Below are 24484 nucleotides of genomic sequence, written 5' to 3'. Positions count from 1 at the left end.
GAAAGGCGTGAATGAAATGAGTGGAAAACAATTAAAAACGAATCTTTCATCTCTCCAAGGAGAAATTTCTATTCCTGGAGATAAATCGATTTCTCACAGAGCTGTGATGTTCGGAGCCATGGCAGAGGGGAAAACAACAATTAATCATTTTTTAGCAGGGGAAGATTGCTTAAGTACGATTTCGTGTTTTGAAAAGATGGGCGTATCGATTAAAAGAGAAGGCGAGTATGTCGAAGTCGAAGGTAAAGGTATCGAAGGGTTAAGTGAACCTGCTTCCATCCTAGATGTAGGAAATTCAGGAACGACTACTCGTTTAATGCTTGGAATTCTTGCAGGTGTGCCATTTCATACGTCTCTAATTGGAGATGAGTCGATTGCCAAGCGTCCTATGAGCCGCGTTACGGTGCCCCTGCGCTCTATGGGTGCAAAGATTGATGGGCGTGAGCACGGCCAATATACGCCTTTATCGACTCGAGGAGGCGCTTTAAAAGCAATTCATTACCATTCTCCTGTAGCAAGTGCACAAGTAAAATCAGCGATTTTACTAGCGGGACTTCATGCAGAAGGCACAACAAAAGTAACCGAGCCTTTTACATCACGTGACCATACAGAGCGTATGCTTCGCGCCTTTGGAGTAGACGTAGAGGTAGATGGAACGACTGTAAGCATTGAAGGAGGACAATCTCTGCGCGGAACGGATGTATACGTACCTGGTGACATTTCTTCAGCCGCGTTCTTTCTTGTTGCAGGAGCCATTGTTCCAAACAGCCGAATCGTTTTGAAAAACGTCGGACTCAATCCTACAAGAACAGGTATTATTGATGTGCTTCAGCAAATGGGTGCACGTCTTACAATTTCTAATGAACGTATTCAAAATGGAGAGCCTATTGGCGATTTGGCGATTGAAACGTCTCAGTTGAAAGGGATTGAAATTGGGGGGGATTTAATTCCTCGTTTAATTGATGAAATTCCAGTGATTGCTCTTTTGGCGACTCAGGCGAATGGGAAAACGGTTATTAAAGATGCCGAAGAATTAAAAGTAAAAGAAACGAACCGTATCGATACGGTTGCAACGGAGTTAAGCAAGCTCGGTGCCTCTGTTACTCCAACAGCTGATGGCCTCATCATTGAAGGTAAGACTGCTCTAAAAAGCGGTGAAGTAGACAGCTATGGAGATCATCGAATTGGAATGATGCTTGCGGTCGCAGCAGCCATTGCAACGGGAGAGGTAACACTAATGAGAAGTGAAGCTATTCACGTCTCCTATCCTACTTTCTTTGAAGATCTTGATAAACTAAGCGAATAAGAAAGAGGCTGGAACAAGCGCATTTTGGTTGAAGGAAAATCCGAACGATGAATTGATATTCTTGATAGAGAATCAAACTCGTTCGGATTTTTATTCGAAAAATGTAAGCGTATTCAAATTGATTTGTTGAACAAACGCTCAAACTATTTTATCATGGTGTATAGAAGCATGTGTTCTTGCTTCGGTTTGGAAAAATAGAAAATTAATTCGTTTTATTTTTATATAAAAAGTGAATGTAATAATAAAGGAGAATTGTGTGTGAAAGAATTAGACCGCGCGATAGGTTACGTAGAATCCAATGAAATTGAAAAAGGTCTTGCCCTTATTCATGAATTGAAAGACAAAGCTACAGACGAAGAAAAATTTTTAATGGCTGAACAGCTTCAGGAGTGGGGACTAGTAAATGATGCGCTGCCTTTAATAGACGAGCTCATCGCTAAATACCCAGAAGAAGGCGAGCTGTATTTATTAAAAGCTGAAATGCTTATCGATTTAGAAGAAGAAGAAGAAGCGATTCATATTTTAAATCAAATTAGCAGCGAAGATGATAACTACGTGCCAGCTCTGCTTCTTGTAGCTGACTTATATCAAATGCAAGGCCTTAGTGAAGTAAGTGAGCAAAAGTTAATGGAAGCGAAAAAAATGCTTCCAAATGAGCCGGTTATAGATTTTGGGCTCGGTGAATTTTACAGCAGTCAAGGAATTTATCAAAAGGCGATTCCTTTTTATCAAACGCTGCTAAAAACAGAAAAAGAATTTAACGGCACGGATCTTCGTCAGCGATTAGCTGAAAGTTTAGCAGGTATCGGCCAGTTCGAAGAAGCTCTTCCTTACTTTGATCAAGCGCTAAAAGATAAGCTTGAGATTAACACACTATTTGAATATGCGATTTCAGCGTATCAAGCAGGTCATTATCAGACCGCTATTGAAAAGTTCACAGAACTAAAAGAGCTAGACCGTGAGTACCATTCTCTTTATTTATATTTAGCAAAATCATATGAACATGAAGAGATGCTAGAAGAGGCTGCGGTGGCTGTCAACGAAGGTATTGCGCAGGATGAATTTCAAAAAGAACTTTACTTTTTTAAAGGGAAGATAGCATTAAAGCGCGGTCTAGAAGAAGAGGCTGAATCGGCATTTCAACAAGCGATTGCACTAGATCCAGGGTATATTGAAGCCATTTTAACTCTCTCTAAACTTTATATGAGTCAAGAGAGATATGAAGATGTAGTGGAGAATATCGAGCACGCCAAAGAATATAATGAGCATGACCCTCATTTTGAATGGGATTTAGCAAAAGCTCACCAGGAATTAGAAAATTATGAAGAAGCGCTAAAATACTACGAATCTGCATACACTGTTTTTAAAGAAGAGTATGCGTTTTTAGAAGAGTATGGCTACTTCTTATTAGAAGAAGGACAGCGTTCGAAAGCGAAGGGGATTTTCCAAGCCTTATTAGCAATGGATCCAACAGTAGATGAAATTCAAGACATATTATTTCAATTAGAAGAATAAATAATAGTTCAGAGGATTTTATTGCTGCCGTGTGGAATAAATAACTGTAAAAGGTGTTTTAACTGAGAGTTTAAACACAGAGGAGGGAAGTGAGAATATGACGACCCCTGTTACTGTCAACGAGAAAAAAGAATTTGTTCGCTGGTTTTTAACGAATTATCAGCTGAAGCGCAGAGAATGTGTATGGATTTTAAATTATTTGATGAGCCATGATCAATTGATGAAACGAGTTCACTTCGTTGAACAAGCACAGTTTTGTCCTCGCGGGATGGTGATGTCTACGCACTGTGTGGAAGACCCTCCATTTCGTTTTTATAAAGAAAATATCATGACAACCGATGCAGAAAAATCATTTCATGATATTCGTTTGAATCGAGAAGAAGACATTTATATTCAATTAAACTTCCGATCGTTGTATTCATCGCCTCAATATGTGGCTGTACTGGAAGACAATCCGTATATGCCAAAAGCTAATCAAACAAATGAAAAAGACAGAGTATTAGCTGAGCAAATATTGGAAGAATCTATTCAGAAGTTTCAGCGATCAAAAATCATGGAACTAATTGATAAAGCATTAGATGAAAATGACAAAGAGGAATTTCAGCGCTTAAGCGAATATTTAAATAACCATTATGTACAGTAGATAAACGAGGGATTGGCTAGCTTCTTAGAAAAAGGTCAATCTCTTTTTTTATCTTCTTATTCATTTTGGAATATAAATAAGACAAGCTTTAGGGAGCTTGCTGAGAGGAGAAGGAAGTTGAAGCTTCAGGCCAAGGAAATGGATGTGTATCTACAATCCAAAAGTTATGTTGATACCGTATTGGTTCCGCTCATTCCAATTGATTTCGGAGAAGATTTAAAGCTTACGGCATCTATGAGTGAATATACGACTGCTCTTACTGAAGAGTTAGAAAGGCAATTTAAAGGAAGAGTGATTTTAACACCTAGTTTTACATACTTAAAAAAAGATGGAGTAGCTGCTGTTTATGAAACATTACTTCGTTGGAATGAGCATATAAATGACAATGAAGTCAAACATCTTTTTGTGCTTACTAGCGACCGAGACTGGCTGCAGTATGAAAAAGAAATAGGGGCGTACTGCATTTGGATACCTGCTTTACCGCTTGAGCATATAGATGAGTCGCATAAGTATACGCTCATACATGAACAAGTTCAACAGCTCTTACCGATTTTTGTAGAGAAATGGAGTGTTTAAAAAGACTGTAGAATAAGTAATGGAAGCGCACACAAAATAATGACGAAAAATTTAGAAAAATAAAGATTATTTCCATGTTTTAGGTTTTTATTGTATTGACCTTCCAGAAATATTAATATATCATGATTATGTCCTAGTTTAATAGAATGGTCCATCATGTGTCCAAAATTCTCTGGACTGAACTTTTTTAAAGGGGGGAAAAGCATGGGTGATCGGGTATCAAGACGACAGTTTTTAAACTATACGCTCACTGGTGTAGGGGGATTCATGGCTGCTGGAATGTTAATGCCAATGGTGCGCTTTGCAGTAGATCCAATTTTAGAAAAAGAAGCGGGTCAGGATTTAGTAGCTGTAGCGCAGGTTAAAGACATTACAAAAGAGCCGAAACGTGTCGATTTTAAAATCAAGCAAGTGGATGCGTGGCATAAATCAGAAGAGCCAAGATCGGCTTGGGTGTACAAAACTGATAAAGGTGAAATCGTCGCGCTGTCACCAATTTGTAAGCATTTAGGCTGTACGGTTAACTGGGCTGGGGACAAAAACTATCCACACCGTTTCTACTGCCCTTGTCATGGGGGAATGTATGAAAAAAGCGGTAAAAATGTACCGGGGACACCACCGATGGGACCGTTAGATGTATACGTTCAAAAAGTAAAAGGCGGTACGTTATATCTAGGAAAAGCCAAACCACAAGGAGGGGCATAGAAAATGTTGAACAAAATCTATGACTGGGTGGATGAACGGCTAGATATTACTCCTTTATGGCGAGATGTGGCCGATCATGAAGTGCCAGAGCACGTAAATCCCGCACATCACTTTTCAGCATTTGTGTATTGTTTTGGTGGATTAACGTTTTTTGTTACCGTTATTCAAATTTTATCAGGCATGTTTTTAACCATGTATTATGTACCAGATATAAAAAATGCATGGGAATCCGTTTATTATCTGCAAAATGAAGTCGCTTTCGGACAAATTGTTCGAGGTATGCATCACTGGGGAGCAAGTTTGGTTATCGTCATGATGTTTTTACATACACTTCGTGTTTTCTTCCAAGGAGCATACAAAAAACCCCGCGAGTTAAACTGGATTGTGGGTGTGTTAATTTTCTTTGTTATGTTAGGTTTAGGTTTTACAGGTTATTTGTTGCCGTGGGATATGAAAGCGCTATTTGCAACGAAAGTAGGTTTGCAAATTGCCGAATCCACACCAATTATAGGCCAGCAAGTGAAGACATTACTCTCAGGACATCCAGACATCGTTGGTGCTCAAACACTAACTCGCTTTTTCGCCATTCACGTATTCTTTTTACCCGGAGCTCTACTTGGCTTAATGGGTGCCCACTTCTTAATGATTCGTAAACAAGGCATTTCAGGACCACTATAAAATTTTATACGCTTTATTCAAGTATTCAATCACACTAGTCATCATATGCATCAAGCACATACTCCGTTGTTAGTACTTTCACTAGAACAGTGAGAAAAAGGAGGGAGAACATGCATCGTGGTAAAGGGATGAAGTTTGTTGGAGATTCACGTGTTCCTGCAGAACGAAAACCCAATATTCCAAAAGATTACTCTGAATTTCCAGGGAAAACAGAAGCATTCTGGCCAAACTTTTTACTAAAAGAATGGATGGTAGGGGCAGTTTTTTTAATCGGTTATCTATGTTTAACCATCGCTCATCCATCTCCTCTTGAACGTATTGCCGATCCGACTGATACGGGGTACTTGCCTCTTCCTGACTGGTATTTTTTGTTCCTATATCAATTGCTTAAATATTCATTTGCTTCTGGTCCATATAATATTATAGGTGCATTTATTATTCCAGGCATTGCATTTGGCGCATTAATGCTTGCTCCGTTCATTGATCGAGGGCCAGAAAGAAGACCAGCTAAGAGGCCGTTTGCAACAGGATTCATGCTTTTGGCTATAGCAGCAGTCTTTTTCCTAACGTGGCAGTCAGCGACACAGGTGGATTGGAAAGCGCGTGAAGAGCAAGGGAAAATTAGAGAAGAAGTAGCGATTGACAAAAATTCAGAAGGCTACAAAATCATGCAAGAGCAAACGTGCTTGACCTGTCATGGTGATAACTTACAGGGAGGTCCTGCAGCTCCGGCTTTAACAGGCATTGATTTATCTCCTGAAGAAATCGCCAATATCGCAAAAAATGGTAAAGGCAATATGCCAAAAGGTGTTTTCAAAGGTTCAGATAAAGAATTGAAAACGCTCTCGGAATTTGTCGGCAACTTAGGGAAAGAATAGTGAAAATCAGCCAAAGGGCTGGTTTTTTTTTGAATTTATTTAATGCTGTGTTTTACATCAGTGAGATCGGTGCTTGCTATTGTTCAAAAACTGTACATAATAAAGAAGAGATTAAATGTAAAGGAGACTTTCTAAATGGCTTGGTTATGGTATACCTTAAAAGATAAGCGTTTTTTAACGCTTTTGCTGATTGTGAATATACTAGGAACAATCTACGGATATATTTGGTATGGAAGTCAATTAGCGGAAACGCCTAAGAAGTTTTTATTATTTGTGCCTGATAGTCCAACGGCAAGCTTGTTTTTTGTTATTGTACTTATCGGTCTTTTACTTGGAAAGCATTTTTCACTGTTTGAAGCTTTAGCGATGATCACGCTGTTTAAATACGGGATTTGGGCCGTCGTAATGAATGTATTGGTCTATGTGTTAACAGGATACATTGATTGGATGATGCTTATGTTAATGGCTTCTCATGCAGCAATGGCTTTTCAAGGGCTTTTATACGTACCGTTTTACCGGATTAAATTATGGCATATAGCTGTTGCCGCTGTATGGGCTGTACATAATGATATCATTGATTACGTTTTTTCTATGATGCCAAGATACAGCATGCTCAATGCGTATATGTCTGAAATTGGTTATTTTACATTTTGGCTAAGCATTTTATCTATTTTCATTACATACTGGTTCACAGTTCGTGCTTCTTCAAAAAAACAGCTATAAAAATTTTTGAAATAGGCGCACGAAACGAGCTCTCTTTTTCTAAGATATAGTAGGCTATATTTAAGTATGAGGTGAGTGACTGTGAAGGAAACCAAACGAGAGCTTCATCCGTCCGTTGTGGAATTTAAACAATTTGTAAAATCACATCCCAAATTAGTAGAACAGGTTCGAAAGCAGCAAAAAACGTGGAAAGAGCTTTATGAAGATTGGTATTTATTTGGTGCAGAAGATCCAATGTGGGAGGCATATCGTTCAGAAGAAAGTGCAAAGGCTGAACCAGCTGCTGCAACAGAAGAGAAAAAAGATATTATGGGTACAATTGTATCCTCGTTGAAAAACATGGACTTGAATCAAATGCAAAATCATATCACAAATGTAAATTCAGCTATTTCGAATATTCAACAAGTACTGCAGCAATTTCAGCCATCTAAGCCATCCGGTGGAGGAGCAGCTTCCGGGCCAGGGAATCCATTTGGCTTTAGGAAAGATTAAACGCAATGAGAAAAGATATATACGAGTATATGCAGTCTCGTCCTAAACTCAACGACTTCGTTCGTGAACAGCCAATGTGGTACCGGCGTTTATCTAGAAATCCTGAAGAACTCGAGAAATTTGAATTAGAATCCAAGCACTACTACAAACAAACGATTCCTCATAAAGTCGAAAAGTTTTCGAATTCGATTCAAATGGCAAACATGATGTTTCATATGTTTCAGTCCATGAAAAATCAATGATCTCTGCATACATAGCGATGCAGAGATTTTTGCACGTCATGAGTAAAAACGAAGAGTTTGTAAACACTATGGAGAAACGAATGATAAAGGAATGGTATTATGCGCTTACTATTAACGACGGCCTTATGTGTAGTTTCTCTACTAGGATGCAACCATGATAAACCAAAACCTGAAACTAAAATTCCCTCTCAACCGCGGGCAGCTGAAACGTTTGGTGCAATGAATACAAAACCTTCACTGATGGTACACCAGCATGTGAAAGGACAAAACGTATACGTCGAATGTATTCTAAGCGGGTTTTCATTTTCAACAGAGAGTGGATTCCTTCAAATCACAGTAGATGGAAAACCATTTAAAGAAGTGAAGCAAGCAGCCTTTGTTTTAAGTGATCTTCCAAAAGGATCTCATGCTGTTACGATTGAACTGATGAAATCTAAAGAAGAAAGTTATCAAGTGAGGAATACCTTTACGGTTGAAATTATATAGTTAAAAAGTAGAACTTGTAGTAAATCAGTGTAAGCTGTTTTAGCAAGTTCTTTTTCTTTAGATCCAAAACGTGATAAGATAAAAACGGAGGTGCACAGCCATGCTGACAACAATGAGAACTGTTGAATTACTCGATGAGTCTGATCACGTAGCGAACATGGTGTTACAATCAGACGTAGCCGAGAACTATCGTCAATGTTTATATAGATTAAATAAAGATTCACATGCACAGGCATTAATTGCTGAATTTGTGAAAATAAAGGAACAGTATGAGGATGTTCAGCGATTTGGAAAATATCATCCTGATTATAAAACGATTACGAGACAAGTACGTGATGTAAAGCGTCAAGTTGATTTACACGCGACAATCGCTGCGTTCAAAAAAGCAGAAAATGAATTACAAAAGCTGCTTGATGAAATTAGCGTTATCCTTGGTCAAGCTGTTTCAGAGCACGTGAAAGTACCGACGGGAAATCCGTTTTTTGATACGGGAAGCAGCTGCGGCGGTGGCTGCGGATCTGGTGGAAGCTGTGGGTGCAGCGCATAAGCCGTTCACTGTATAAATCGAACGCAATCAGCACAGGAATTTCCGCAGCAGGCCATTTTACGCTGTGGAACGTAAAACCTGTGCTGATAAACATAAGTAAGATGCTGACTTCTGACAAAGGTTGAGCGCCACGTAGCATTTGTATTGGATGTAGCAAAAATAGATGAAGCTTCTAGAAGCTCATCTATTTTTCTACGCTCAATTGATGTGTTTATATACAAAAAGGGTATATTTGTGATTTTTTTGAAAATGACTTGTTCAATAGCTCTCTGCTCGTTAAAATGAGTAAGAAAGAGCATCCAGATATCATCTAAATTCATACATAAAGCACCTACTTCATATAAAAGAATTTATGATAAAGAAAACCAATATAACGTATGCAAAAGGGGAACTAAATATGTTTGTTGAACGTCAAGGAATTGTGGCGTATGTGCATTCTGTTAAGCAAGCAAAAGCATTGCGAAAGTACGGAAATGTGCATTACGTATCTAAAGAATTAAAGTATGTTGTCTTATATTGCAACCAAGATGGCATTGAAAAAACAATCCATAAACTTCAGTCTCTACCTTTTGTGAAGAAAGTAGATCCTTCTTATCGGCCGTTTTTAAAAACAGAATTCGAAAATTCAAAGCCGGATAAGGCGAAGGAATATGACTATAAGATAGGAATTTAAACAAAAAAGGAATGTGATGTACATTCCTTTTTTTATTTTACTTGCCCTTAGCAAATGAATAGGCAGGGATGAGATTATTGCATTGGCGGAATAAAGCGGTTCATTCGCAAAATGCCAATAAGGTGCTGATAGTATAGTGCTGTTTCTGGAAATGTAGTAGATGGTTTGACATCGAGTACCACAATTTCTTTTCCCGCTTCCTTAGCAGCTTGTTTAAATAACTCAACGCGCTTGCTGTCGTTTTGTTTTAAAACAATTCCTTCTCGGCAAACGTAAAGCGGTTGGAAATTCGCTTCAGCTGTTGGATGCAAGACAGCGACAAAAGAAGCTACTTGTCGATCTTCTTTTACTGTTCGCAGCATAATAAGATGAGCAAGACGGTGTTTGTTGCTTTTGACAATCTCTAACAGCTCATAAATATCTGAATACCCTTCTCCGAGCTCAATAAAACGCTGAATCATATGTATTTCCCCCTTTATGTATTAAAAAAGCAAACTCACGTAGTTTAATGTATCATTGAATATTTTAAGAGTAAATAAAAAAATCCCTACAACTACTCATTGTAGGGCCCTTCAATAAAAGGGTGTAATCACCTCTGCGATTACAAGCACCTTGATGAAGGCAAAGGGAGAGGAGAAACCGGAGGAAGAACTTATGGGGAAACGTAAGTCTTCTCCGCGGTTGGCAACAACATCGGTTAGATGATGTTGTTACTAGTCAGTATGTCCGTTTTAAACGTTCATATACCTGTCTTGTGAAATTCACTTTTTAATACATAAAAGACTGATAACATGACAGAGAAAAAGGGTAAATTTACGTTTATTATGACATATTAAAGTAAAGGAAATCTTCTATGAACGAAATGCCGAATGATCTTCATAGGTGTATCTTCTAGAAAAGAATCAGTGTATCTAAGGACACGGTCGTAAAAGTCCAGCATAAAAGCAAGCTGCTGGGTTATTGCACAGAATGTATACAGCATTGAATAAATTGAGGATTTTTGCTAGTCTTTGTAATTCAAAATATGTTAGGATAATGAAGAATAAGGAAGTAAAAGTAAGGTAGTGATAAGGATGAGAGTAGTAGCAGGTTTATATAAAGGCCATGCGTTAAAGGCGGTTCCAGGATACTCAACCCGCCCTACAACAGATAAGGTGAAAGAAGCTATTTTTAATATGATTGGACCGTTTTTTGAAGGTGGAACAGCTCTTGATTTGTTCGGTGGAAGCGGTGGCTTGGGAATTGAAGCTCTAAGCCGAGGAATAGATAAAGTCATTTTTGTGGATCGGGATGGCAAAGCGATTCAGACGATTAAAGCAAACTTAGCATCTTGCCGGTTAGAAGACCGCGCTGAAGTGTATCGAAATGATGCAGAACGTGCACTGAAAGCGATAAAGAAAAGGGAGCTGACTGTCGATTTACTTTTGCTTGATCCACCGTATAAAGCACAAAAGTTGAAAGCGCTTATCGAAACGGTAAGTGAAGAAAACCTTCTAGCAAAAACAGGAATTATTGTAGCGGAGCATTCTCATGATGTACATTTAGATAATGAGATTGGTTTATTTGAAAAAATAAAAAGCGAAACGTACGGTATCATTGGTGTTTCTATTTATACATACAAAAAAGAAGAATCAGTTGAATAAATCAATGAGCTGTTAGATGTAGAAAGGGGATACGTATGGGTAGTATAGCTGTTTGTCCAGGAAGCTTTGATCCAGTTACAAATGGACATTTTGATATTATTAAACGAGGCGCAAATGTATTTGATACGATTTATGTGGTTGTTTTAAATAACTCTTCAAAAAGTCCTCTATTTACAGGGGAAGAGCGAGTAGCTTTGCTGAAAGAAGTAACAAAATCACTTCCTAATGTGGTAGTCGAGTCGTACAGCGGATTATTAATGGAATATGCAAAAGAAAAGCAGGCAAAGACCATTTTAAGAGGTTTGCGTGCGGTATCGGATTTTGAGTACGAAATGCAAATCACATCTGTAAATCGCGTATTAGATAAAGAGATCGAAACGTTATTTATGATGACAAATAATCAATACTCGTTTTTAAGTTCTAGTATTGTAAAAGAAGTAGCTAAATATGGCGGGAATATTTCTGAATTAGTTCCTCCCCCTGTTAGAGAAGCGCTTGCGGAAAAATTTGAACAGCTGTCTCAAAAATAAGATAAAAAAGAACGTGACGTTTTCTTTGCCGATAAGAAAACGTCACGTTCTTTTTTTACTAGGAACGATGAAGAAACGTTCGTTTTGAATATATATAAATATAGCAGCATAGCGTAAAAATCGTTAAGAGCGGACCGTACACGTTTAGCCACTGCGATAGAATCGTAACGGGCTCCAAGTGAGAAAAAACCGGCAGTGCTCCTTCTGATGCTTGAAAAGTAGTAATGGATTCTCGAAGAGGACCCCATAGAAAGATAGTGAATACTACCGCAAAAAAGCCGTGAAAAATGCGTGCAATAAAAAACGGAAAAAATCGAATATCTGTTTCTGCGAGTATGCTAGCCACTTGTGCTTGAACGGAGAAACCGCTGAAGCCTAATACAAAGCTAACGATGATAATTTGATGAAACAGCAGCGTGTCAGGCGCTTCACTTGCTAGACGGCTTCCTAGCGTGATTTCAAAAAGCCCTGAAATAAAGGGGAGGCTCAGTTCAGTCCCTATATGACAGAGGGAAAATAAATAAGCTAGACCGCTGCTTAAAACGGCCGTGATATGAGTAACATATAAAAGTTTGTTTAATACAGAAAATAAAATGATAAAACCGCCAATCATTAAGAGAGATTGAACAGCAGAAGTAACCGCATCTCCTAGAAGCTTCCCAATAGGGCGCTTATCTTTTAAACGCGTTTTATGCATTTCATGAAAAGCTAACGATAAAGAAGGTTTTTGAGTTACTTGTCCTTTCGGTTTTGCTGATCCATAAAAACGCATCACCAATCCTACACAAATATTCCCTATGTAATGTGAGAGAGCTAATATGATACCGACAGCTGGATTGTGGAAGAAGCCAACTGCCACAGCTCCAAAAATAAAAATAGGGTTAGATGAGTTAGTAAATGATACGAGTCTTTCAGCTTCGATAGCTGTTAGCTGCTTTTCTTGACGCAGCCGGGAAGTGATTTTTGCACCTGAAGGAAACCCAGAAGCCATGCCCATTGCTAAAGCAAAACCCCCTACTCCAGGTACTCGAAATAAAGGCCTCATAAACGGCTCTAATAAGATCCCAATGAACTTCACTACGCCAAACCCAATAAGCATTTCTGAAACAATAAAAAAGGGCAGCAGAGAAGGAAAGACGACCTTCCACCATGTGTTGAGACCTCTTACTGAACCTTCTAGCGCTTCTTTTGGATATACAATAAGCGCAATAGCGAGAAGCGTTACGCTCGTCCCGAGCAGAAGTGTTTTCACCATCGATTTATTCAATGAACGATTCATCTCCTTTTCTAAGCTCACGTCATTTTGATATGAATGAAATGAGGAGTTTTAGGCAAATGTACAAGTTCTTCTATATATCAATATACGAAGCTATGCATCGACTTTATGCCTGTGAGTAAGGAGAAAATAAATTCATACTGAATAAAAAGGCGTCTTGTCACATTTGGAAATACAATTCATATACATAAATCAATGCACTTCTAAGATAGTCAAGGAGTAAAAAAACGTATACGCAGCAAGCGAAGAGCAAGAATTTCTTAAAACAACCTTCAGTATAGTATAATGCTTAATAACCACCGTGTATTGAGCAAAACATATCTTTAGCTTCATACTAAATGAACAAATACAAAATGAAGAATAGTCCTACCGAAGACAGGGCAACAATGATAGAGAAGCTCATCAAATGTTTTTACATTTTTAGAAGTCTATAAGGTAAAACGAGGGGGCAGGTAAAGTGGAAAGCCCAAAAATAGGAGTTGCGTTAGGCTCAGGTGGAGCTAGAGGTTTTGCACATTTAGGAGTAATCAAAACGCTAACAGAAAATAACATTCCTATTGATTTTCTAGCTGGCAGCAGCATGGGAGCTTTAGTTGGTGCACTATATGCGTCAGGTATTGAACTGGCAACTCTTTATAAAATGGCGCTAACGTTCAAACGAAAGTATTATTTGGATTTTACCGTGCCTAAAATGGGATTTATTACGGGCAACAGAGTAAAATCGTTGGTTCGCACCTTTACGCAAAATAGAACTATTGAACAGCTATCTATACCGTTTGCCATTGTAGCGACAGATTTGAAAACAGGAGAGAAAGTGGTGTTTAAAAAAGGACCTATCGCTGAAGCGGTGAGAGCAAGCATTTCAATTCCAGGAATCTTTGCTCCCGAAGTAATTGATGGACGATTGCTTGTAGACGGCGGGGTAGTAGACCGTATTCCTGTGTCGGTTGTAAAAGAAATGGGATCTGATATTGTCATTGGAGTCGATGTATCAAAAGCGAAAGTGAATGCAGAAATCAGCTCTATTTTTGATGTCATTATGCAAAGTTTAGATATTTTGCAAGATGAGCTAGTAGCTCATCGGACCATTGCTTCAGACATTATGATTCGTCCTAATCTCGATACTTTTAGTTCCAGAGCGTTTACAAACATTCAAGAAATGATTTCAATTGGTGAACAAGCAGCACATGAGCAGTTGCCTTCTATCCTGCAAGCAATTGATCATTGGAAGGAGAACAAAAAAAGTGAAATCTAGAATTAGAATTTTGGTATATTTGGCTGTTATTGCAGTGGTGGCAATGCTTTGTTTTTATCCTTTGCCGTACTACATTACAAAGCCTGGAATGGCAGAAGAACTTGCGCCTATTATTAAAGTAGAAGATGGATACCATGAAAAAGGGACGTTTATGCTGACAACTGTAAGAATGGGCAGAGCAACTCCTCTTTCATATGGTCTTGCGAAAATACAGGACTTTCATGAAATTTTCCCTACAAAGCAAATTTTGCAGCAAGGTGAAAGCGATGAAGATTACTCGACAAGGCAATTACATATGATGGATACGTCAAAAAATGCCGCTATTTCAGTCGCATACGAAAAAGCTGGAAAGAGCGTTTCTTATCTCAATAAAGGCGTATATGTTACATATGTCGTAGAAAATATGCCTGCACATGGAAAACTTCATGTTGGAGATGTAGTGACGAAAGTAGACGAGAAAAAAATTCAAACTGCTGAGGACTTAATCAACTACGTATCGACTAAAAAAGCAGGAGATTCAGTATCAATTTATGTAAAAAGAGATGGCAAAGAAAGCAAACATACTCTAAAAGTTAAAGCATTCCCTGACGAGCCGAAGCGAGTAGGCCTAGGAATTGCCTTAGAAACGAACCAAGAACTAAAAGTTAAGCCCGATATACATATTGATACTGAAAAAATAGGAGGGCCTTCAGCGGGACTGATGTTCTCGCTTGAAATTTATAATCAGCTTGTTAAAGAGGACATGACAAAAGGCCATCGTGTTGCAGGTACAGGGACTATCAATGATAAAGGAGAGGTAGGACCAATCGGAGGTATTTCGCAAAAAATTGTAGCCGCAGATAAAGAAGGAGCAGAAATTTTCTTTGCACCAAATGAAAAAGGGGCTGCGGGCTCTAACTACCGGGAAGCAGTGAAGACAGCTAAAAAAATAGACAGTGATATGAAAATTGTACCCGTAGATTCATTTTCGGATGCCGTAACGTATTTAGAAAAGCTGAAACCATAAAAAAATCGTCTCTTGCAGACGATTTTTTTATGGCCAAATGATAGGAGGCCGCGTATATTCTTGTTTCATAAACTGAGAGCGCAGAGGCTCTTGAAACGGCATACTATAAACATGTGTCGCTTTAATATCGGTATCAATTTCTTTTAGTTTACATTGCGAGACAGTGGATACAATAGGAAGGGACAGCTTTTTCTTAATTGTGTTTAAATAGGCTTGTCCTGTCTTTGACATTCCCAATAAGCGAATGTAAGGATTAGCTTGTTGCATCTCACTTTTTGTTGTATTGGTTAAAAGGTGAACGCACATGCGCTGTAAACGGGTTCTCGTATATCGCTTCGTTTTAACCTTTGTTAAAAAATCTTCAAATGAAGTAGCTGAAGAAATATAAGATAGCAGCCGGTGTTCAATACCTTCTTCTATTTCATAAATACGCTGTAAGTCATAAAGCGGAGTAGTTAATAATTTGTATTTCAAAAATGGGAAATAATGCTCCCAATGATGAAACTGTCCGTATGCTTGCTTGTAAGCTGCTAATTCATTTGCTGTACTAACTGGCATGTGCTTGCTCAGATCCCCATGGCTGCTGCTGTCAAAAATAGCTTTACGTATGCTTGTAGCGCTTGAAATAAAAGACGAAGATAGGGAATCATCGTGATAATGTGATTGAATTCGAGTGATTGTATATGGTTTAATAGATGCATGCTGTTTTTTAATGGCAGCTACATAGCTCATTCCAAGCACATTATTTGGCTGAGATAGATCAATAGGAGCCTCCGTAAAAAGCTGTAAGAAAGCATTGGAAGCTGCTTTTGGATAACTGTTCCCTTTTTTCATCTCTTGTTGAATTAAAGCGGATAGTTCTGATTCGTGAGCTTCGAGCAAATCAGCGGTGCGGGTAAATGAGTCAATATTGCCATTTTCGCTGCCAAAGCATACAAAGTCAGCGTGAAGGGATTCTAAAATAGAAATAGCGCCGCTTGCGAATGTTTCAGCTTTTTGAGTAGAAAAAGCATAGGGTAATTCAACGACTAAGTCTGCACCAGCGGCTAAAGCCATTCTTGTGCGGGACCATTTCGATACAAGAGCAGGCTCTCCGCGCTGCAAAAAGTGCCCGCTCATCACAGCAATCACACAATCTGCTCCGGCTTGTTGTTTCGCTTGCTGCAGATGATAAGCGTGTCCATTATGAAAAGGATTATATTCGACAATTATTCCAACTGCTTGCATAATGTCTCCTTTTAATTTATTATTTTTAGTCTAGCTCTTTGTTTTAAAAACATTTTTTTATGAAAGTAAGAAATTTTTACAAAAAAGCATATTTAAGTACATTATAGTGTAAAGAAAAAATATTGACAAATAATCTTGTGAAAGCTATAATAACCTTTGTTGCCTTGAGGTGATTAACAATGAAATGGACAATACATCAATTGTATCAGTTGCAAAATAAAGGTCTAACATTTGACGAAGTGATTGACGGCAAAGAGTTTATGAATGCTGATCCTCAAATTCGTAGAATGTCAGATGTAAATGTGAAAGGAAGAGCCGACATTAGCTCTTCGAAAGTAACGTTTCACCTTAAAATCTCAGGAGAAATGACGTTGCCTTGTGCTCGTACATTAGTTGACGTTCCGTATCCGTTTGAAATTAACGCAACTGAAACGTTTTTATTGAATGTGAATGCTGATTATGAAGAAGATGCTGAAGTACGCATTGTAGAGGGAGAAACGGTTGATTTACAACCTTTGATTCAAGAGTTAATTATTGTTGAAATTCCTCTGCAGGTATTTAGTGAAAATCAGCAAGCGGCAGGAGCAGCTCCACAGTCAGGAAAAGACTGGGAAGTTGTTACCGAAGAAGAACAGCAGGAAAAAGTAGATCCCCGCTTAGCCGTACTCGAAAATTTCTTTAAAGACAAAAAGAAATAAAAATGCGAAGATCCGGCTTTCGGGCCTTCATATGATTTTAAAACTCTTTTAAGGAGGTGGGAATAATGGCTGTACCTTTTAGAAGAACATCTAAAATGAAGAAAAGAACGCGTCGTACGCACTTTAAATTACAAGTTCCTGGTATGGTAGAGTGCCCAAATTGTGGTGAAATGAAACTATCACACCGCGTATGTAAAGCTTGTGGTACTTACAAAGGAAATGACGTAGTAAGCAAATAATTGCTTATTTAAATAAAAGACCCTCTAAGAGGGTCTTTTATTTTTTTTGCCTTTTTTCCTTCTCTGCCCTTTGGGAGAGAAGGATTTTTCTTATAGAACAAGAACTCTTTTTAAATAAACAATTACTGTTGTAAAAGGATTCATACCTTGTCTATAAGGAGGAAAAAGCATGAAAAAAAGCGAGTTGTTTACTACAAGCCAAGGCATTGCTACGTTTGTGATTAATCGTCCTGAAAAGCGTAATGCTATTGATTATGATGTTATGAATGAACTGCAGCAAGCTGTAGATTATGTGAAACATGATCAGTTAGTAAAAGCTTTTGTAATTACAGGTGCTGGTTCAGATGCATTTTGCAGTGGAGGAGATTTAAGTGTATTTCATGAGCTAAAGACTTCGAAAGAGGCGTCTCAAATGTTAACGAAAATGGGGAAAATTCTTTATGAGATTTTAACACTCCCAAAACCCACAGTTGCCCTTTTGAATGGAACATCGGTTGGAGGAGGATGTGAACTTGCGATTGCATGTGACTTTCGTATAAGTGCAACACATAGCGAAATGGGCTTTATTCAAGGGAATTTAGGAATTACAACAGGCTGGGGAGGAGGAACCATTCTTCTTGAAAAGCTGCGTTATCAAGAAGCGATGGAAATGATCTACAGTGCTCAGCTGTATGGAGTAGAACGGGCAAAGCAAATTGGATTTCTTTCCTATGTCACGTCGTTTAAAGAGCTAACTATGAGGTGTGAGGAGTGGTTAGCCCCTATCACTCATAAACCGACCCAGGTATTGCAAGCTTACAAAGAAATCGCTATTGAGAAATGGGAGCAAAGCCGGGTTTGGAATCGGATGGAACAAGAAATTCATCGCTGCTCGATATTGTGGGAGTCGCCTGAGCATGAAGAAGCGGTTCAAAAGGTCATCGTTAAAAAAACATAGTTATGAACTGCATTTCCATAGCAATATAGTTAATAAGCGAAAGATGAAAGAATCACGGGTTTCCCATTTTGCTTCAAAGTATATGAAAGATTTTCTTGATTGAGAAGAGGAACAATAGTCTATCTTATCTAGTAGGTGCATATTCATTTAATAAGTACGGATAAGGAGGGATAGAAAAATGACTTCTTCTCGTCAAGATGCATGGACTCATGATGAAGATTTATTACTCGCAGAAATTGTACTGCGTCATATACGTGAAGGTGGCACTCAGCTAGCTGCATTTGAAGAAGTGGGGAAGAAACTTACACGAACATCAGCAGCTTGTGGCTTCCGCTGGAATTCTTTTGTGCGCAAACAATACAAGACTGGTATTGATCTTGCGAAAAAACAGAGAAAAGAATTAAAAGCAAGAACTCTTTCAAAAGATGACGAGCAGCCTGCACGCTTATCATATATGGAAGCAGAGAAACATATTTCGCTTAATGAGGTAATTAAATATTTAGAAAATGTAGATCAAGGGCAAAGGCACTCGTCAGAGCTTCTCGAAGCTAATGAAGAACTGCAGCAAAAGATTGAACGTTTACAAGAGAAAGTAACGATTTTGGAAAAAGAAAAAAAAGCTTTGCAAAACAACTTGTTAATTGTGGAAGATGACTATAAAGCTCTTATTGAAATTATGGAGAGGGCTCGTAAAATGGTTGTATTAAAAGAGGATGAAAAAAGTAGAAAAGTGAAATTTCAAGTGGATAAAAATTTAAATTTAGAAAAAGTTCAAAAGTAAAGCGACAGTTTGAATGCTCCCTACTTCATGTTGATCATATATACCACATAGATATAAAATAAACAGCTGGAAATCAGCTGTTTATTTTTGTTCGCTTACACCGTTTGGTAGCCAAATAAGAGGGTTTTCTCCCAAATCACGATCGATATCATATGTTACAGGTACGAACCCCATTTTTGACCAAAAATCACTAGATTTTACTCGTGGGCTTGTTTTGATAGGTAATTGAAAGGATTTGGCGTATTCAACGAGCGTTTGACCCAATCCTTTGCGCTGAAAATCGCTGAGCACTTCGAGTTTCCACACTTCAATATACGTTTGAGGCGGCTCGAAATATTGATCGTACTGTTTGTTTCGCTTATAGAGACTCATCCGAGCCACTAAGCTATTTCCAAAATAAATACCGTAAAACGGAGAATTTATTTCATTATCGGAAATTTTGGCATGTAATTCTTCTAGCATTGAAAGTTCTTGAATGCCATATTCTTTGAATTTCTTGAACTCTTCTAGCGTTTTAAAATTAATTTTTAAATGCTTCACTTCGTAATTCATCCCATATCCCCCTTGTTATGTCTCCTTGCTAGACAAACGAACTGGCTTGGTTCGTTCATCTAATATTATATAACAAAAATACAAAATATTCTGTTTTCATGATTGGTGAACGAATATTCAATGCGCATAAGGAAAAATGAATTCTTTCAGTTAAATATGAAGAATACATTACTATAAGCATCACTTTTTAGAAAGGAAGCAAAAGGAAAGCAAGATTCAAATAGAAAGCGTTTTCAAAAATTGTAGAGGAGTTTTAAAATTATTGTAGAATTATATGGGGGAAAGTAGAAATTTGAGGAAAGGGGAGAGAAAGGTGAAAAAAATACTGATTGCAAATCGAGGAGAAATTGCTCTTCGTATTATTCATACATGCAAACAAATGGGCATTGAAACGGTGGCTGTCTATTCCGATGCAGATGCAGAGCTTCCTTATGTTCAAGCAGCTACAAAAGCACGTCGAATTGGAGAGCCTCCTGTGCAAAAGTCATATTTGAATGTAGAAGAATTGCTGCGAATTAGTCATGAAGAAAAAGTAGATGCCATTCATCCTGGATATGGATTTTTATCGGAAAATAGTGCATTTGCTAAAAGAGCGATTGATGAAGGTTTTTGTTTTATCGGTCCTTCTCCCGAAATCATTTCGATGATGGGCGACAAAATTGCTGCTCGTGCCGCGATGAAAGAAGCGGGTGTACCTGTTGTCCCTGGCAGCGAAGGCGATGTGACGTCAGTTGAAGAGGCTTGTAAAGTAGCGAGTCTAATTGGATATCCCGTTATGTTAAAAGCAAGCGGAGGCGGCGGCGGAATTGGGATGGTGCGCTGCGATAACGAAGAAGCAGTAAAACAAGTGTATGCCTCCACAAAAGCAAGAGCAAAAGCATATTTTGGTCAAGAAGGAATGTTTATTGAAAAGCTTATCACAAACGCAAAACATATCGAAGTACAGGTGTTTGGAGATCAGCATGGTAATGTCGTTCATCTTTTTGAACGCGATTGTTCCGTACAAAGAAGAAATCAAAAAGTGATTGAAGAAGCCCCTGCGCTTTCTTTAAAAGAAAGTACGCGACAAGCCATGCAAAACCAAGCCGTTCAAGCGGCTAAAGCAATCGGATATTATAATGCAGGTACGGTGGAGTTTATTGTGGATGAAGACGAAAATTTTTATTTTCTTGAAATGAACACGCGGCTGCAAGTTGAGCATCCGATCACCGAGCAAATTGCAGGGGTCGATTTAGTTAAGTGGCAGATCTTAGCTGCGCGCGGAGAAAAGCTTCCACGTGTGCAAGAGGAAATAGCAGCAAATAACTATGCCATTGAATTTCGAATTTATGCAGAAGATCCGTTTACTTTTTTACCGGCTCCGGGAAAAATTACGGGTTATCACTTGCCCGAGCGAACCTATGCGCGCGTAGACAGCGGCTACAGTGATATGAATGCGGTTACACCTTTTTATGATCCAATGATTGCAAAAGTTATTATTACTGGTCGTACGCGTTCAAATGCAATTGAACTAGCTAAATCATATTTTACAGAAGCTGTTGTAGAGGGAATCAAAACGAATATTCCTCTATTTAAGCAGTTGTTAAATGAAGAGTTATATGAAAAAGGCACCTATAACACATCGTTATTATCAACCGTATTAAATAAAGGAGGAGCACCACAATGAGTGAAATCAAAGCGACAATGGCAGGCATGGTATTTAATGTGTTTGTTCAGCAAGGTGCAAGTGTAGCCAAAGGAGAAGTTGTTGTTGTATTAGAATCTATGAAAATGGAAATTCCTATTGAAAGCGATCAAGCTGGTATTGCAGAGACTGTCCATATAGCCGTGGGGGATTTTGTGAACGAAGGCGACGTTTTGGTGACTATTTCATAACTCATAAAGGAGAGATATCATGATACATACAGGTGAATCTCAGAAAAAATATGATGAAAATCGTCAAAAAGTAGAGCGTGGCAACGCGGAGAAGTACAAAGAGAAACTTGCAAAACAACAGAAGCTTTTTGTAAGAGATCGTTTAGCCCTTTTATTTGATGACGGGAAATATGAAGAAGACGGCATGTTTGCAAATAATAAAGCCGAAGGGTTGCCGGCAGACGGTGTTGTAACTGCAATTGGGAAAGTAAACGGTGAAACGGTTTGTGTAATGGCTAATGACTCTACTGTAAAAGCAGGATCTTGGGGGGCCAGAACAGTAGAGAAAATTATTCGGATTCAAGAAGTAGCAGAAAAACTGCATGTGCCTTTGCTCTACCTAGTGGATTCTGCAGGAGCGCGTATTACGGATCAATTAGATATGTTTCCAAACCGCCGAGGAGCTGGACGGATCTTTCACAATCAAGTAAAACTTTCCGGCGTCATTCCTCAAATTTGTTTGCTCTTCGGTCCGTCAGCAGCTGGAGGGGCTTATATCCCTGCATTTTGTGATATTGTTGTGATGGTAGATGGAAACGCTTCTATGTACTTAGGTTCGCCGCGTATGGCCGAAGCTGTTATTGGAGAAAAGGTTACGCTAGAAGAAATGGGAGGAGCACATATGCACTGCAGCGTTAGCGGATGTGGAGATGTGTTAGCTTATTCTGAAGAAGAAGCTATTTCCTATGCCAAATCTTATTTAACCTACTTTCCACAAAACTATCAAGAGAAGCCTAAAGTACAAAAAGCTAAAGAGCCTAAGGAGACAAAGGATTTAGTAGAACTAATTCCGGAGAATCAAAATGTTCCATTTGATATCTATGAAGCAATTGATACCCTTATTGACGAAGGGAGCTTCTTTGAAGTGAAAAAACTGTTTGCCGCCGAATTGGTAACAGGGCTTGCACGAATAGATGGAAAAGTAGTAGGGATTATTGCCAATCAGCCGAAGGTCAAAGGAGGAGTGCTGTTTGTAGATTCAGCAGATAAAGGAGCAAAATTTATTCAACTGTGCGATGCCTTCCATATTCCTTTGCTATTTTTAGCGGATGTACCTGGATTCATGATTGGAACCAAAGTAGAAAGAGCAGGCATCATTAGACATGGTGCAAAATTGATTGCAGCGATGAGTTCGGCTACAGTTCCTAAAATTTCCGTAGTCATGCGCAAAGCTTATGGCGCAGGGCTTTACGCTATGGCTGGTCCAGCTTTTGAACCGGATTGCTGCCTTGCATTACCTACTGCTCAAATTGCCGTAATGGGTCCTGAAGCGGCAGTAAATGCCGTCTATTCTAATAAAATTAATGAAATTGAAGATCCGAAAGAGCGGTTTATGTTTGTTAAACAGAAACAGCAGGAGTATAAAGAACACATCGATATCTATACGCTGGCTTCTGAACTTATTATTGACGACATCGTTCCTGCTAACGAACTGCGTCGAACTTTAATTGACCGCTTTCGATTATATGAAACAAAGAATGTGACCTTTAGCCGTCGTAAACATCCGGTGTATCCCGTATAATAGAAAAAAACGGGATCACTTTAAATAATTTACAATAAGCCCGGTGATTTTTAATCACACGGGCTATATGAATAGGTAAAATTTTAAGAATGCATTTAATTCAAAGCATTTTTTTGCTAAAATGAAACTCAATAATGGAAAGAGGAACAAAAAATACGATGAAAACTATAGGTATTATTGGAGGCGGATCATTAGGTCTGTTGTTTAGCGCGTATTTATCAGATTGTTATGATGTAACCTTGTATACGAAAACAAAAACTCAAGCAAAGTGTATTAACGATAATGGAATTACCTTACATAGACAAGAGGAACATCACACTAAAAAAGTCAGTGCTATCTCTCTGGAAAAACACATAAAAGAAGCAGATTTAATCATTATTACTGTAAAACAGTATCATTTAAAAGAGATTATTCCTTTTATCAAAACCCTTACTATACATACTCCCCTTTTGTTTATCCAAAACGGTATGAGCCATATTGAAATTCTTAAAAATCTCCCGCAGCGCACTCTCTATTTGGGTACAGTTGAACACGGGGCAATGCGTACCAATATGGATAGCGTCCATCATACAGGAATAGGAACAACCCGTATTGCTTCGTACAGAGGAGAAATGGAGTCTATCTTGCCAATTGTAAATTTTCCTTGGGTGATTGAAGCAGATTGGTATGCGATGCTGGTGAAGAAATTAGTTGTAAATGCGCTCATCAATCCTCTTACGGCGCTGTATCGGGTGAAAAATGGGCAGCTGATTCATAACAGCTACTTTTATAAAACGATGCGTCTATTGTTTGAAGAGATTGCCGCTGTGTTAAAACTGGATTCAGCTTTTAATTATTGGGAAAATGCGCTGGGGGTTTGTTCACGCACGAGTACAAATCAATCTTCTATGCTAAAAGATATACAGGAGGGGCGGCAAACAGAAATTGATGCTATTTTAGGCTATATTCAAACACAAGCTGCTGAAAAAAGAACGTCGACGCCTATTGTTGACTTTTTATATGGGTCAATAAAAGGAATCGAAGAAGAAAAGGGTGATTAACATGGGAAGTTTTATTGCTGGAGTTTTTGCGACGTTTGTCACTCTGCCGCTCGTTGGTTTTTTTATTCTATACATGCTTTTACGCAAACTGACGAAAAATAAAAGGAAATCTGTCCACATAGCAACGTACATTACTACGGTTTTTCTTATTTTGTCCGTGCATTATGCAGCTGTCGAAATTTTCGGGCACTCTTTTTTGTGGTTGATTGCGTTAGTCCTTTTAGTTGTAGCAATGATTATGATGTTTGTACATTGGAAGGTCAAACATGACTTAGAAATGAAGCTGATTGCGAAAGGGTTCTTTCGGATGAATTTTGTTTTGTTTCTTATTGCACATATTGTATTAAATATAGGTGGAATCGCTTTTCGTATTTCCTCTCTGTAAAGCATGTTACTAGAC

31 protein-coding genes are annotated in these 24484 nt (G+C 38.5%); 26 read left to right on the top strand and 5 right to left on the bottom strand.

Features of this window, described 5'->3' with window-relative positions; all coding sequences use genetic code 11:
* Window positions 1–16 precede the first annotated feature (16 nt).
* From aroA to LJC66_RS21855, 12 genes are all read left to right on the top strand, one after another.
* Window positions 17–1306, top strand: a complete 1290-nt coding sequence (gene aroA, locus LJC66_RS21910) for a 3-phosphoshikimate 1-carboxyvinyltransferase (protein ID WP_230933528.1) — start codon at window positions 17–19, stop codon at window positions 1304–1306.
* 252 nt (window positions 1307–1558) lie between these two features.
* Window positions 1559–2821, top strand: coding sequence for a tetratricopeptide repeat protein (locus LJC66_RS21905; RefSeq protein ID WP_153255001.1), 1263 nt, complete (start codon window positions 1559–1561; stop codon window positions 2819–2821).
* Window positions 2822–2918: 97 nt separating this feature from the next.
* A complete protein-coding gene (locus tag LJC66_RS21900) occupies window positions 2919–3464 on the top strand; it encodes a ReoY family proteolytic degradation factor (RefSeq protein WP_013058996.1) in 546 nt (181 codons plus the stop codon).
* 117 nt (window positions 3465–3581) lie between these two features.
* A complete protein-coding gene (locus tag LJC66_RS21895) occupies window positions 3582–4040 on the top strand; it encodes a YpiF family protein (RefSeq protein WP_230933527.1) in 459 nt (152 codons plus the stop codon).
* A 204-nt stretch (window positions 4041–4244) separates the two neighbouring features.
* Entirely contained in the window at window positions 4245–4745 is a 501-nt protein-coding gene (locus LJC66_RS21890) for a QcrA and Rieske domain-containing protein (RefSeq protein WP_013058993.1), read from the top strand.
* A gap of 3 nt (window positions 4746–4748) precedes the next feature.
* Complete coding sequence (gene qcrB / locus LJC66_RS21885; RefSeq protein ID WP_013058992.1) at window positions 4749–5423, top strand: menaquinol-cytochrome c reductase cytochrome b subunit; 675 nt, start codon at window positions 4749–4751, stop codon at window positions 5421–5423.
* 110 nt (window positions 5424–5533) lie between these two features.
* On the top strand, window positions 5534–6301 hold the full coding sequence (locus LJC66_RS21880) for a menaquinol-cytochrome c reductase cytochrome b/c subunit (RefSeq protein ID WP_013058991.1): 768 nt from the start codon (window positions 5534–5536) through the stop codon (window positions 6299–6301).
* A gap of 135 nt (window positions 6302–6436) precedes the next feature.
* A complete protein-coding gene (gene lhaT / locus LJC66_RS21875) occupies window positions 6437–7024 on the top strand; it encodes a lipoprotein heptaprenylglyceryl N-acetyltransferase LhaT (RefSeq protein ID WP_050689693.1) in 588 nt (195 codons plus the stop codon).
* An 81-nt stretch (window positions 7025–7105) separates the two neighbouring features.
* Window positions 7106–7516, top strand: coding sequence for a YlbD family protein (gene ylbD / locus LJC66_RS21870; protein ID WP_013058989.1), 411 nt, complete (start codon window positions 7106–7108; stop codon window positions 7514–7516).
* A 5-nt stretch (window positions 7517–7521) separates the two neighbouring features.
* Window positions 7522–7758, top strand: a complete 237-nt coding sequence (locus LJC66_RS21865) for a YlbE-like family protein (RefSeq protein ID WP_013058988.1) — start codon at window positions 7522–7524, stop codon at window positions 7756–7758.
* A 99-nt stretch (window positions 7759–7857) separates the two neighbouring features.
* Window positions 7858–8244, top strand: a complete 387-nt coding sequence (locus LJC66_RS21860) for a hypothetical protein (RefSeq protein WP_230933526.1) — start codon at window positions 7858–7860, stop codon at window positions 8242–8244.
* A 100-nt stretch (window positions 8245–8344) separates the two neighbouring features.
* Window positions 8345–8791: a YlbF/YmcA family competence regulator gene (locus LJC66_RS21855; protein WP_028410752.1), complete on the top strand. Its 447-nt coding sequence runs from the start codon at window positions 8345–8347 to the stop codon at window positions 8789–8791.
* 5 nt (window positions 8792–8796) lie between these two features.
* On the opposite strand, the gene LJC66_RS21850 is transcribed toward LJC66_RS21855, so the two are convergent.
* Window positions 8797–9111 (bottom strand): hypothetical protein, encoded by a 315-nt coding sequence (locus LJC66_RS21850; protein ID WP_028410753.1) that lies wholly within the window; start codon window positions 9109–9111, stop codon window positions 8797–8799.
* A gap of 77 nt (window positions 9112–9188) precedes the next feature.
* On the opposite strand from LJC66_RS21850, the gene LJC66_RS21845 reads away from it, so the two are divergent.
* On the top strand, window positions 9189–9464 hold the full coding sequence (locus tag LJC66_RS21845) for a YlbG family protein (protein ID WP_013058985.1): 276 nt from the start codon (window positions 9189–9191) through the stop codon (window positions 9462–9464).
* 74 nt (window positions 9465–9538) lie between these two features.
* Here LJC66_RS21845 and LJC66_RS21840 read toward each other — a convergent pair whose 3' ends face one another.
* Entirely contained in the window at window positions 9539–9925 is a 387-nt protein-coding gene (locus LJC66_RS21840) for a DUF7147 family protein (RefSeq protein WP_230933525.1), read from the bottom strand.
* Between the two features lie 612 nt (window positions 9926–10537).
* Between LJC66_RS21840 and rsmD the strand changes: the two genes are divergently transcribed.
* Together rsmD and coaD are read left to right on the top strand one after the other, a co-directional pair.
* Window positions 10538–11107, top strand: a complete 570-nt coding sequence (rsmD, locus tag LJC66_RS21835; protein WP_013084870.1) for a 16S rRNA (guanine(966)-N(2))-methyltransferase RsmD — start codon at window positions 10538–10540, stop codon at window positions 11105–11107.
* A gap of 35 nt (window positions 11108–11142) precedes the next feature.
* A complete protein-coding gene (gene coaD, locus LJC66_RS21830; protein WP_013058982.1) occupies window positions 11143–11637 on the top strand; it encodes a pantetheine-phosphate adenylyltransferase in 495 nt (164 codons plus the stop codon).
* Window positions 11638–11695: 58 nt separating this feature from the next.
* Here the strand turns inward: coaD and ylbJ are convergent, their stop codons facing one another.
* Window positions 11696–12904 carry a sporulation integral membrane protein YlbJ gene (ylbJ, locus tag LJC66_RS21825; RefSeq protein ID WP_230933524.1) on the bottom strand — a complete coding sequence of 403 codons (1209 nt, stop codon included), beginning with the start codon at window positions 12902–12904 and terminating at the stop codon, window positions 11696–11698.
* A gap of 466 nt (window positions 12905–13370) precedes the next feature.
* On the opposite strand from ylbJ, the gene LJC66_RS21820 reads away from it, so the two are divergent.
* Window positions 13371–14168, top strand: a complete 798-nt coding sequence (locus LJC66_RS21820; RefSeq protein ID WP_013058980.1) for a patatin-like phospholipase family protein — start codon at window positions 13371–13373, stop codon at window positions 14166–14168.
* Window positions 14158–15174, top strand: coding sequence for a SepM family pheromone-processing serine protease (locus tag LJC66_RS21815; RefSeq protein ID WP_028410756.1), 1017 nt, complete (start codon window positions 14158–14160; stop codon window positions 15172–15174). Before LJC66_RS21820 ends, LJC66_RS21815 begins: the two co-directional genes overlap by 11 nt.
* 27 nt (window positions 15175–15201) lie before the next feature.
* On the opposite strand, the gene LJC66_RS21810 is transcribed toward LJC66_RS21815, so the two are convergent.
* Window positions 15202–16401, bottom strand: coding sequence for a nucleotidyltransferase (locus LJC66_RS21810; protein ID WP_230933523.1), 1200 nt, complete (start codon window positions 16399–16401; stop codon window positions 15202–15204).
* Between the two features lie 179 nt (window positions 16402–16580).
* Between LJC66_RS21810 and LJC66_RS21805 the strand changes: the two genes are divergently transcribed.
* From LJC66_RS21805 to LJC66_RS21790, 4 genes are all read left to right on the top strand, one after another.
* Window positions 16581–17099, top strand: a complete 519-nt coding sequence (locus LJC66_RS21805; RefSeq protein ID WP_014458367.1) for a YceD family protein — start codon at window positions 16581–16583, stop codon at window positions 17097–17099.
* 65 nt (window positions 17100–17164) lie between these two features.
* Window positions 17165–17338 (top strand): 50S ribosomal protein L32, encoded by a 174-nt coding sequence (rpmF, locus tag LJC66_RS21800; RefSeq protein WP_013058976.1) that lies wholly within the window; start codon window positions 17165–17167, stop codon window positions 17336–17338.
* Between the two features lie 169 nt (window positions 17339–17507).
* On the top strand, window positions 17508–18275 hold the full coding sequence (locus tag LJC66_RS21795; RefSeq protein WP_013084864.1) for an enoyl-CoA hydratase/isomerase family protein: 768 nt from the start codon (window positions 17508–17510) through the stop codon (window positions 18273–18275).
* 178 nt (window positions 18276–18453) lie between these two features.
* Window positions 18454–19056 (top strand): RsfA family transcriptional regulator, encoded by a 603-nt coding sequence (locus LJC66_RS21790; protein WP_230933522.1) that lies wholly within the window; start codon window positions 18454–18456, stop codon window positions 19054–19056.
* Between the two features lie 81 nt (window positions 19057–19137).
* On the opposite strand, the gene LJC66_RS21785 is transcribed toward LJC66_RS21790, so the two are convergent.
* Window positions 19138–19608, bottom strand: a complete 471-nt coding sequence (locus LJC66_RS21785) for an N-acetyltransferase (protein WP_013058973.1) — start codon at window positions 19606–19608, stop codon at window positions 19138–19140.
* A 313-nt stretch (window positions 19609–19921) separates the two neighbouring features.
* Here LJC66_RS21785 and LJC66_RS21780 point away from each other — a divergent pair, with 313 nt between their 5' ends.
* From LJC66_RS21780 to LJC66_RS21760, 5 genes are all read left to right on the top strand, one after another.
* Window positions 19922–21274, top strand: coding sequence for an acetyl-CoA carboxylase biotin carboxylase subunit (locus LJC66_RS21780; protein ID WP_057243122.1), 1353 nt, complete (start codon window positions 19922–19924; stop codon window positions 21272–21274).
* The gene (locus LJC66_RS21775) at window positions 21271–21483 is read left to right on the top strand and encodes a biotin/lipoyl-containing protein (protein ID WP_013058971.1); all 213 of its coding nucleotides are present in this window, start codon (window positions 21271–21273) and stop codon (window positions 21481–21483) included. Before LJC66_RS21780 ends, LJC66_RS21775 begins: the two co-directional genes overlap by 4 nt.
* Window positions 21484–21502: 19 nt before the next feature.
* Entirely contained in the window at window positions 21503–23044 is a 1542-nt protein-coding gene (locus LJC66_RS21770; protein WP_195695958.1) for an acyl-CoA carboxylase subunit beta, read from the top strand.
* Between the two features lie 158 nt (window positions 23045–23202).
* Window positions 23203–24084, top strand: a complete 882-nt coding sequence (locus LJC66_RS21765) for a 2-dehydropantoate 2-reductase (protein WP_230933521.1) — start codon at window positions 23203–23205, stop codon at window positions 24082–24084.
* A gap of 1 nt (window position 24085) precedes the next feature.
* Window positions 24086–24469, top strand: a complete 384-nt coding sequence (locus tag LJC66_RS21760) for a DUF3397 domain-containing protein (RefSeq protein ID WP_013058968.1) — start codon at window positions 24086–24088, stop codon at window positions 24467–24469.
* Window positions 24470–24484: the final 15 nt, after the last annotated feature.

It is taken from the genome of Priestia sp. TSO9 (assembly GCF_021029645.1).
Lineage (GTDB): Bacteria > Bacillota > Bacilli > Bacillales > Bacillaceae_H > Priestia > Priestia megaterium_E.
This window is presented reverse-complemented; position numbering and strand designations above follow the sequence as displayed.

What these genes read in the sequence shown, in the direction of transcription:
- LJC66_RS21860 (WP_230933526.1), top strand. Translation starts at nt 7,858, where the DNA reads ATGCGCTTACTATTAACGACGGCCTTATGTGTAGTTTCTCTACTAGGA.
- LJC66_RS21790 (WP_230933522.1), top strand. Translation starts at nt 18,454, where the DNA reads ATGACTTCTTCTCGTCAAGATGCATGGACTCATGATGAAGATTTATTA.
- LJC66_RS21840 (WP_230933525.1), bottom strand. Translation starts at nt 9,925, where the DNA reads ATGATTCAGCGTTTTATTGAGCTCGGAGAAGGGTATTCAGATATTTAT.
- LJC66_RS21900 (WP_013058996.1), top strand. Translation starts at nt 2,919, where the DNA reads ATGACGACCCCTGTTACTGTCAACGAGAAAAAAGAATTTGTTCGCTGG.
- LJC66_RS21865 (WP_013058988.1), top strand. Translation starts at nt 7,522, where the DNA reads ATGAGAAAAGATATATACGAGTATATGCAGTCTCGTCCTAAACTCAAC.
- LJC66_RS21775 (WP_013058971.1), top strand. Translation starts at nt 21,271, where the DNA reads ATGAGTGAAATCAAAGCGACAATGGCAGGCATGGTATTTAATGTGTTT.
- LJC66_RS21760 (WP_013058968.1), top strand. Translation starts at nt 24,086, where the DNA reads ATGGGAAGTTTTATTGCTGGAGTTTTTGCGACGTTTGTCACTCTGCCG.
- LJC66_RS21850 (WP_028410753.1), bottom strand. Translation starts at nt 9,111, where the DNA reads ATGAATTTAGATGATATCTGGATGCTCTTTCTTACTCATTTTAACGAG.
- LJC66_RS21880 (WP_013058991.1), top strand. Translation starts at nt 5,534, where the DNA reads ATGCATCGTGGTAAAGGGATGAAGTTTGTTGGAGATTCACGTGTTCCT.
- LJC66_RS21890 (WP_013058993.1), top strand. Translation starts at nt 4,245, where the DNA reads ATGGGTGATCGGGTATCAAGACGACAGTTTTTAAACTATACGCTCACT.
- LJC66_RS21770 (WP_195695958.1), top strand. Translation starts at nt 21,503, where the DNA reads ATGATACATACAGGTGAATCTCAGAAAAAATATGATGAAAATCGTCAA.
- qcrB (WP_013058992.1), top strand. Translation starts at nt 4,749, where the DNA reads ATGTTGAACAAAATCTATGACTGGGTGGATGAACGGCTAGATATTACT.
- rsmD (WP_013084870.1), top strand. Translation starts at nt 10,538, where the DNA reads ATGAGAGTAGTAGCAGGTTTATATAAAGGCCATGCGTTAAAGGCGGTT.
- aroA (WP_230933528.1), top strand. Translation starts at nt 17, where the DNA reads ATGAGTGGAAAACAATTAAAAACGAATCTTTCATCTCTCCAAGGAGAA.
- LJC66_RS21805 (WP_014458367.1), top strand. Translation starts at nt 16,581, where the DNA reads ATGAAATGGACAATACATCAATTGTATCAGTTGCAAAATAAAGGTCTA.
- LJC66_RS21845 (WP_013058985.1), top strand. Translation starts at nt 9,189, where the DNA reads ATGTTTGTTGAACGTCAAGGAATTGTGGCGTATGTGCATTCTGTTAAG.
- LJC66_RS21795 (WP_013084864.1), top strand. Translation starts at nt 17,508, where the DNA reads ATGAAAAAAAGCGAGTTGTTTACTACAAGCCAAGGCATTGCTACGTTT.
- coaD (WP_013058982.1), top strand. Translation starts at nt 11,143, where the DNA reads ATGGGTAGTATAGCTGTTTGTCCAGGAAGCTTTGATCCAGTTACAAAT.
- lhaT (WP_050689693.1), top strand. Translation starts at nt 6,437, where the DNA reads ATGGCTTGGTTATGGTATACCTTAAAAGATAAGCGTTTTTTAACGCTT.
- rpmF (WP_013058976.1), top strand. Translation starts at nt 17,165, where the DNA reads ATGGCTGTACCTTTTAGAAGAACATCTAAAATGAAGAAAAGAACGCGT.
- LJC66_RS21785 (WP_013058973.1), bottom strand. Translation starts at nt 19,608, where the DNA reads ATGAATTACGAAGTGAAGCATTTAAAAATTAATTTTAAAACGCTAGAA.
- LJC66_RS21855 (WP_028410752.1), top strand. Translation starts at nt 8,345, where the DNA reads ATGCTGACAACAATGAGAACTGTTGAATTACTCGATGAGTCTGATCAC.
- LJC66_RS21765 (WP_230933521.1), top strand. Translation starts at nt 23,203, where the DNA reads ATGAAAACTATAGGTATTATTGGAGGCGGATCATTAGGTCTGTTGTTT.
- LJC66_RS21810 (WP_230933523.1), bottom strand. Translation starts at nt 16,401, where the DNA reads ATGCAAGCAGTTGGAATAATTGTCGAATATAATCCTTTTCATAATGGA.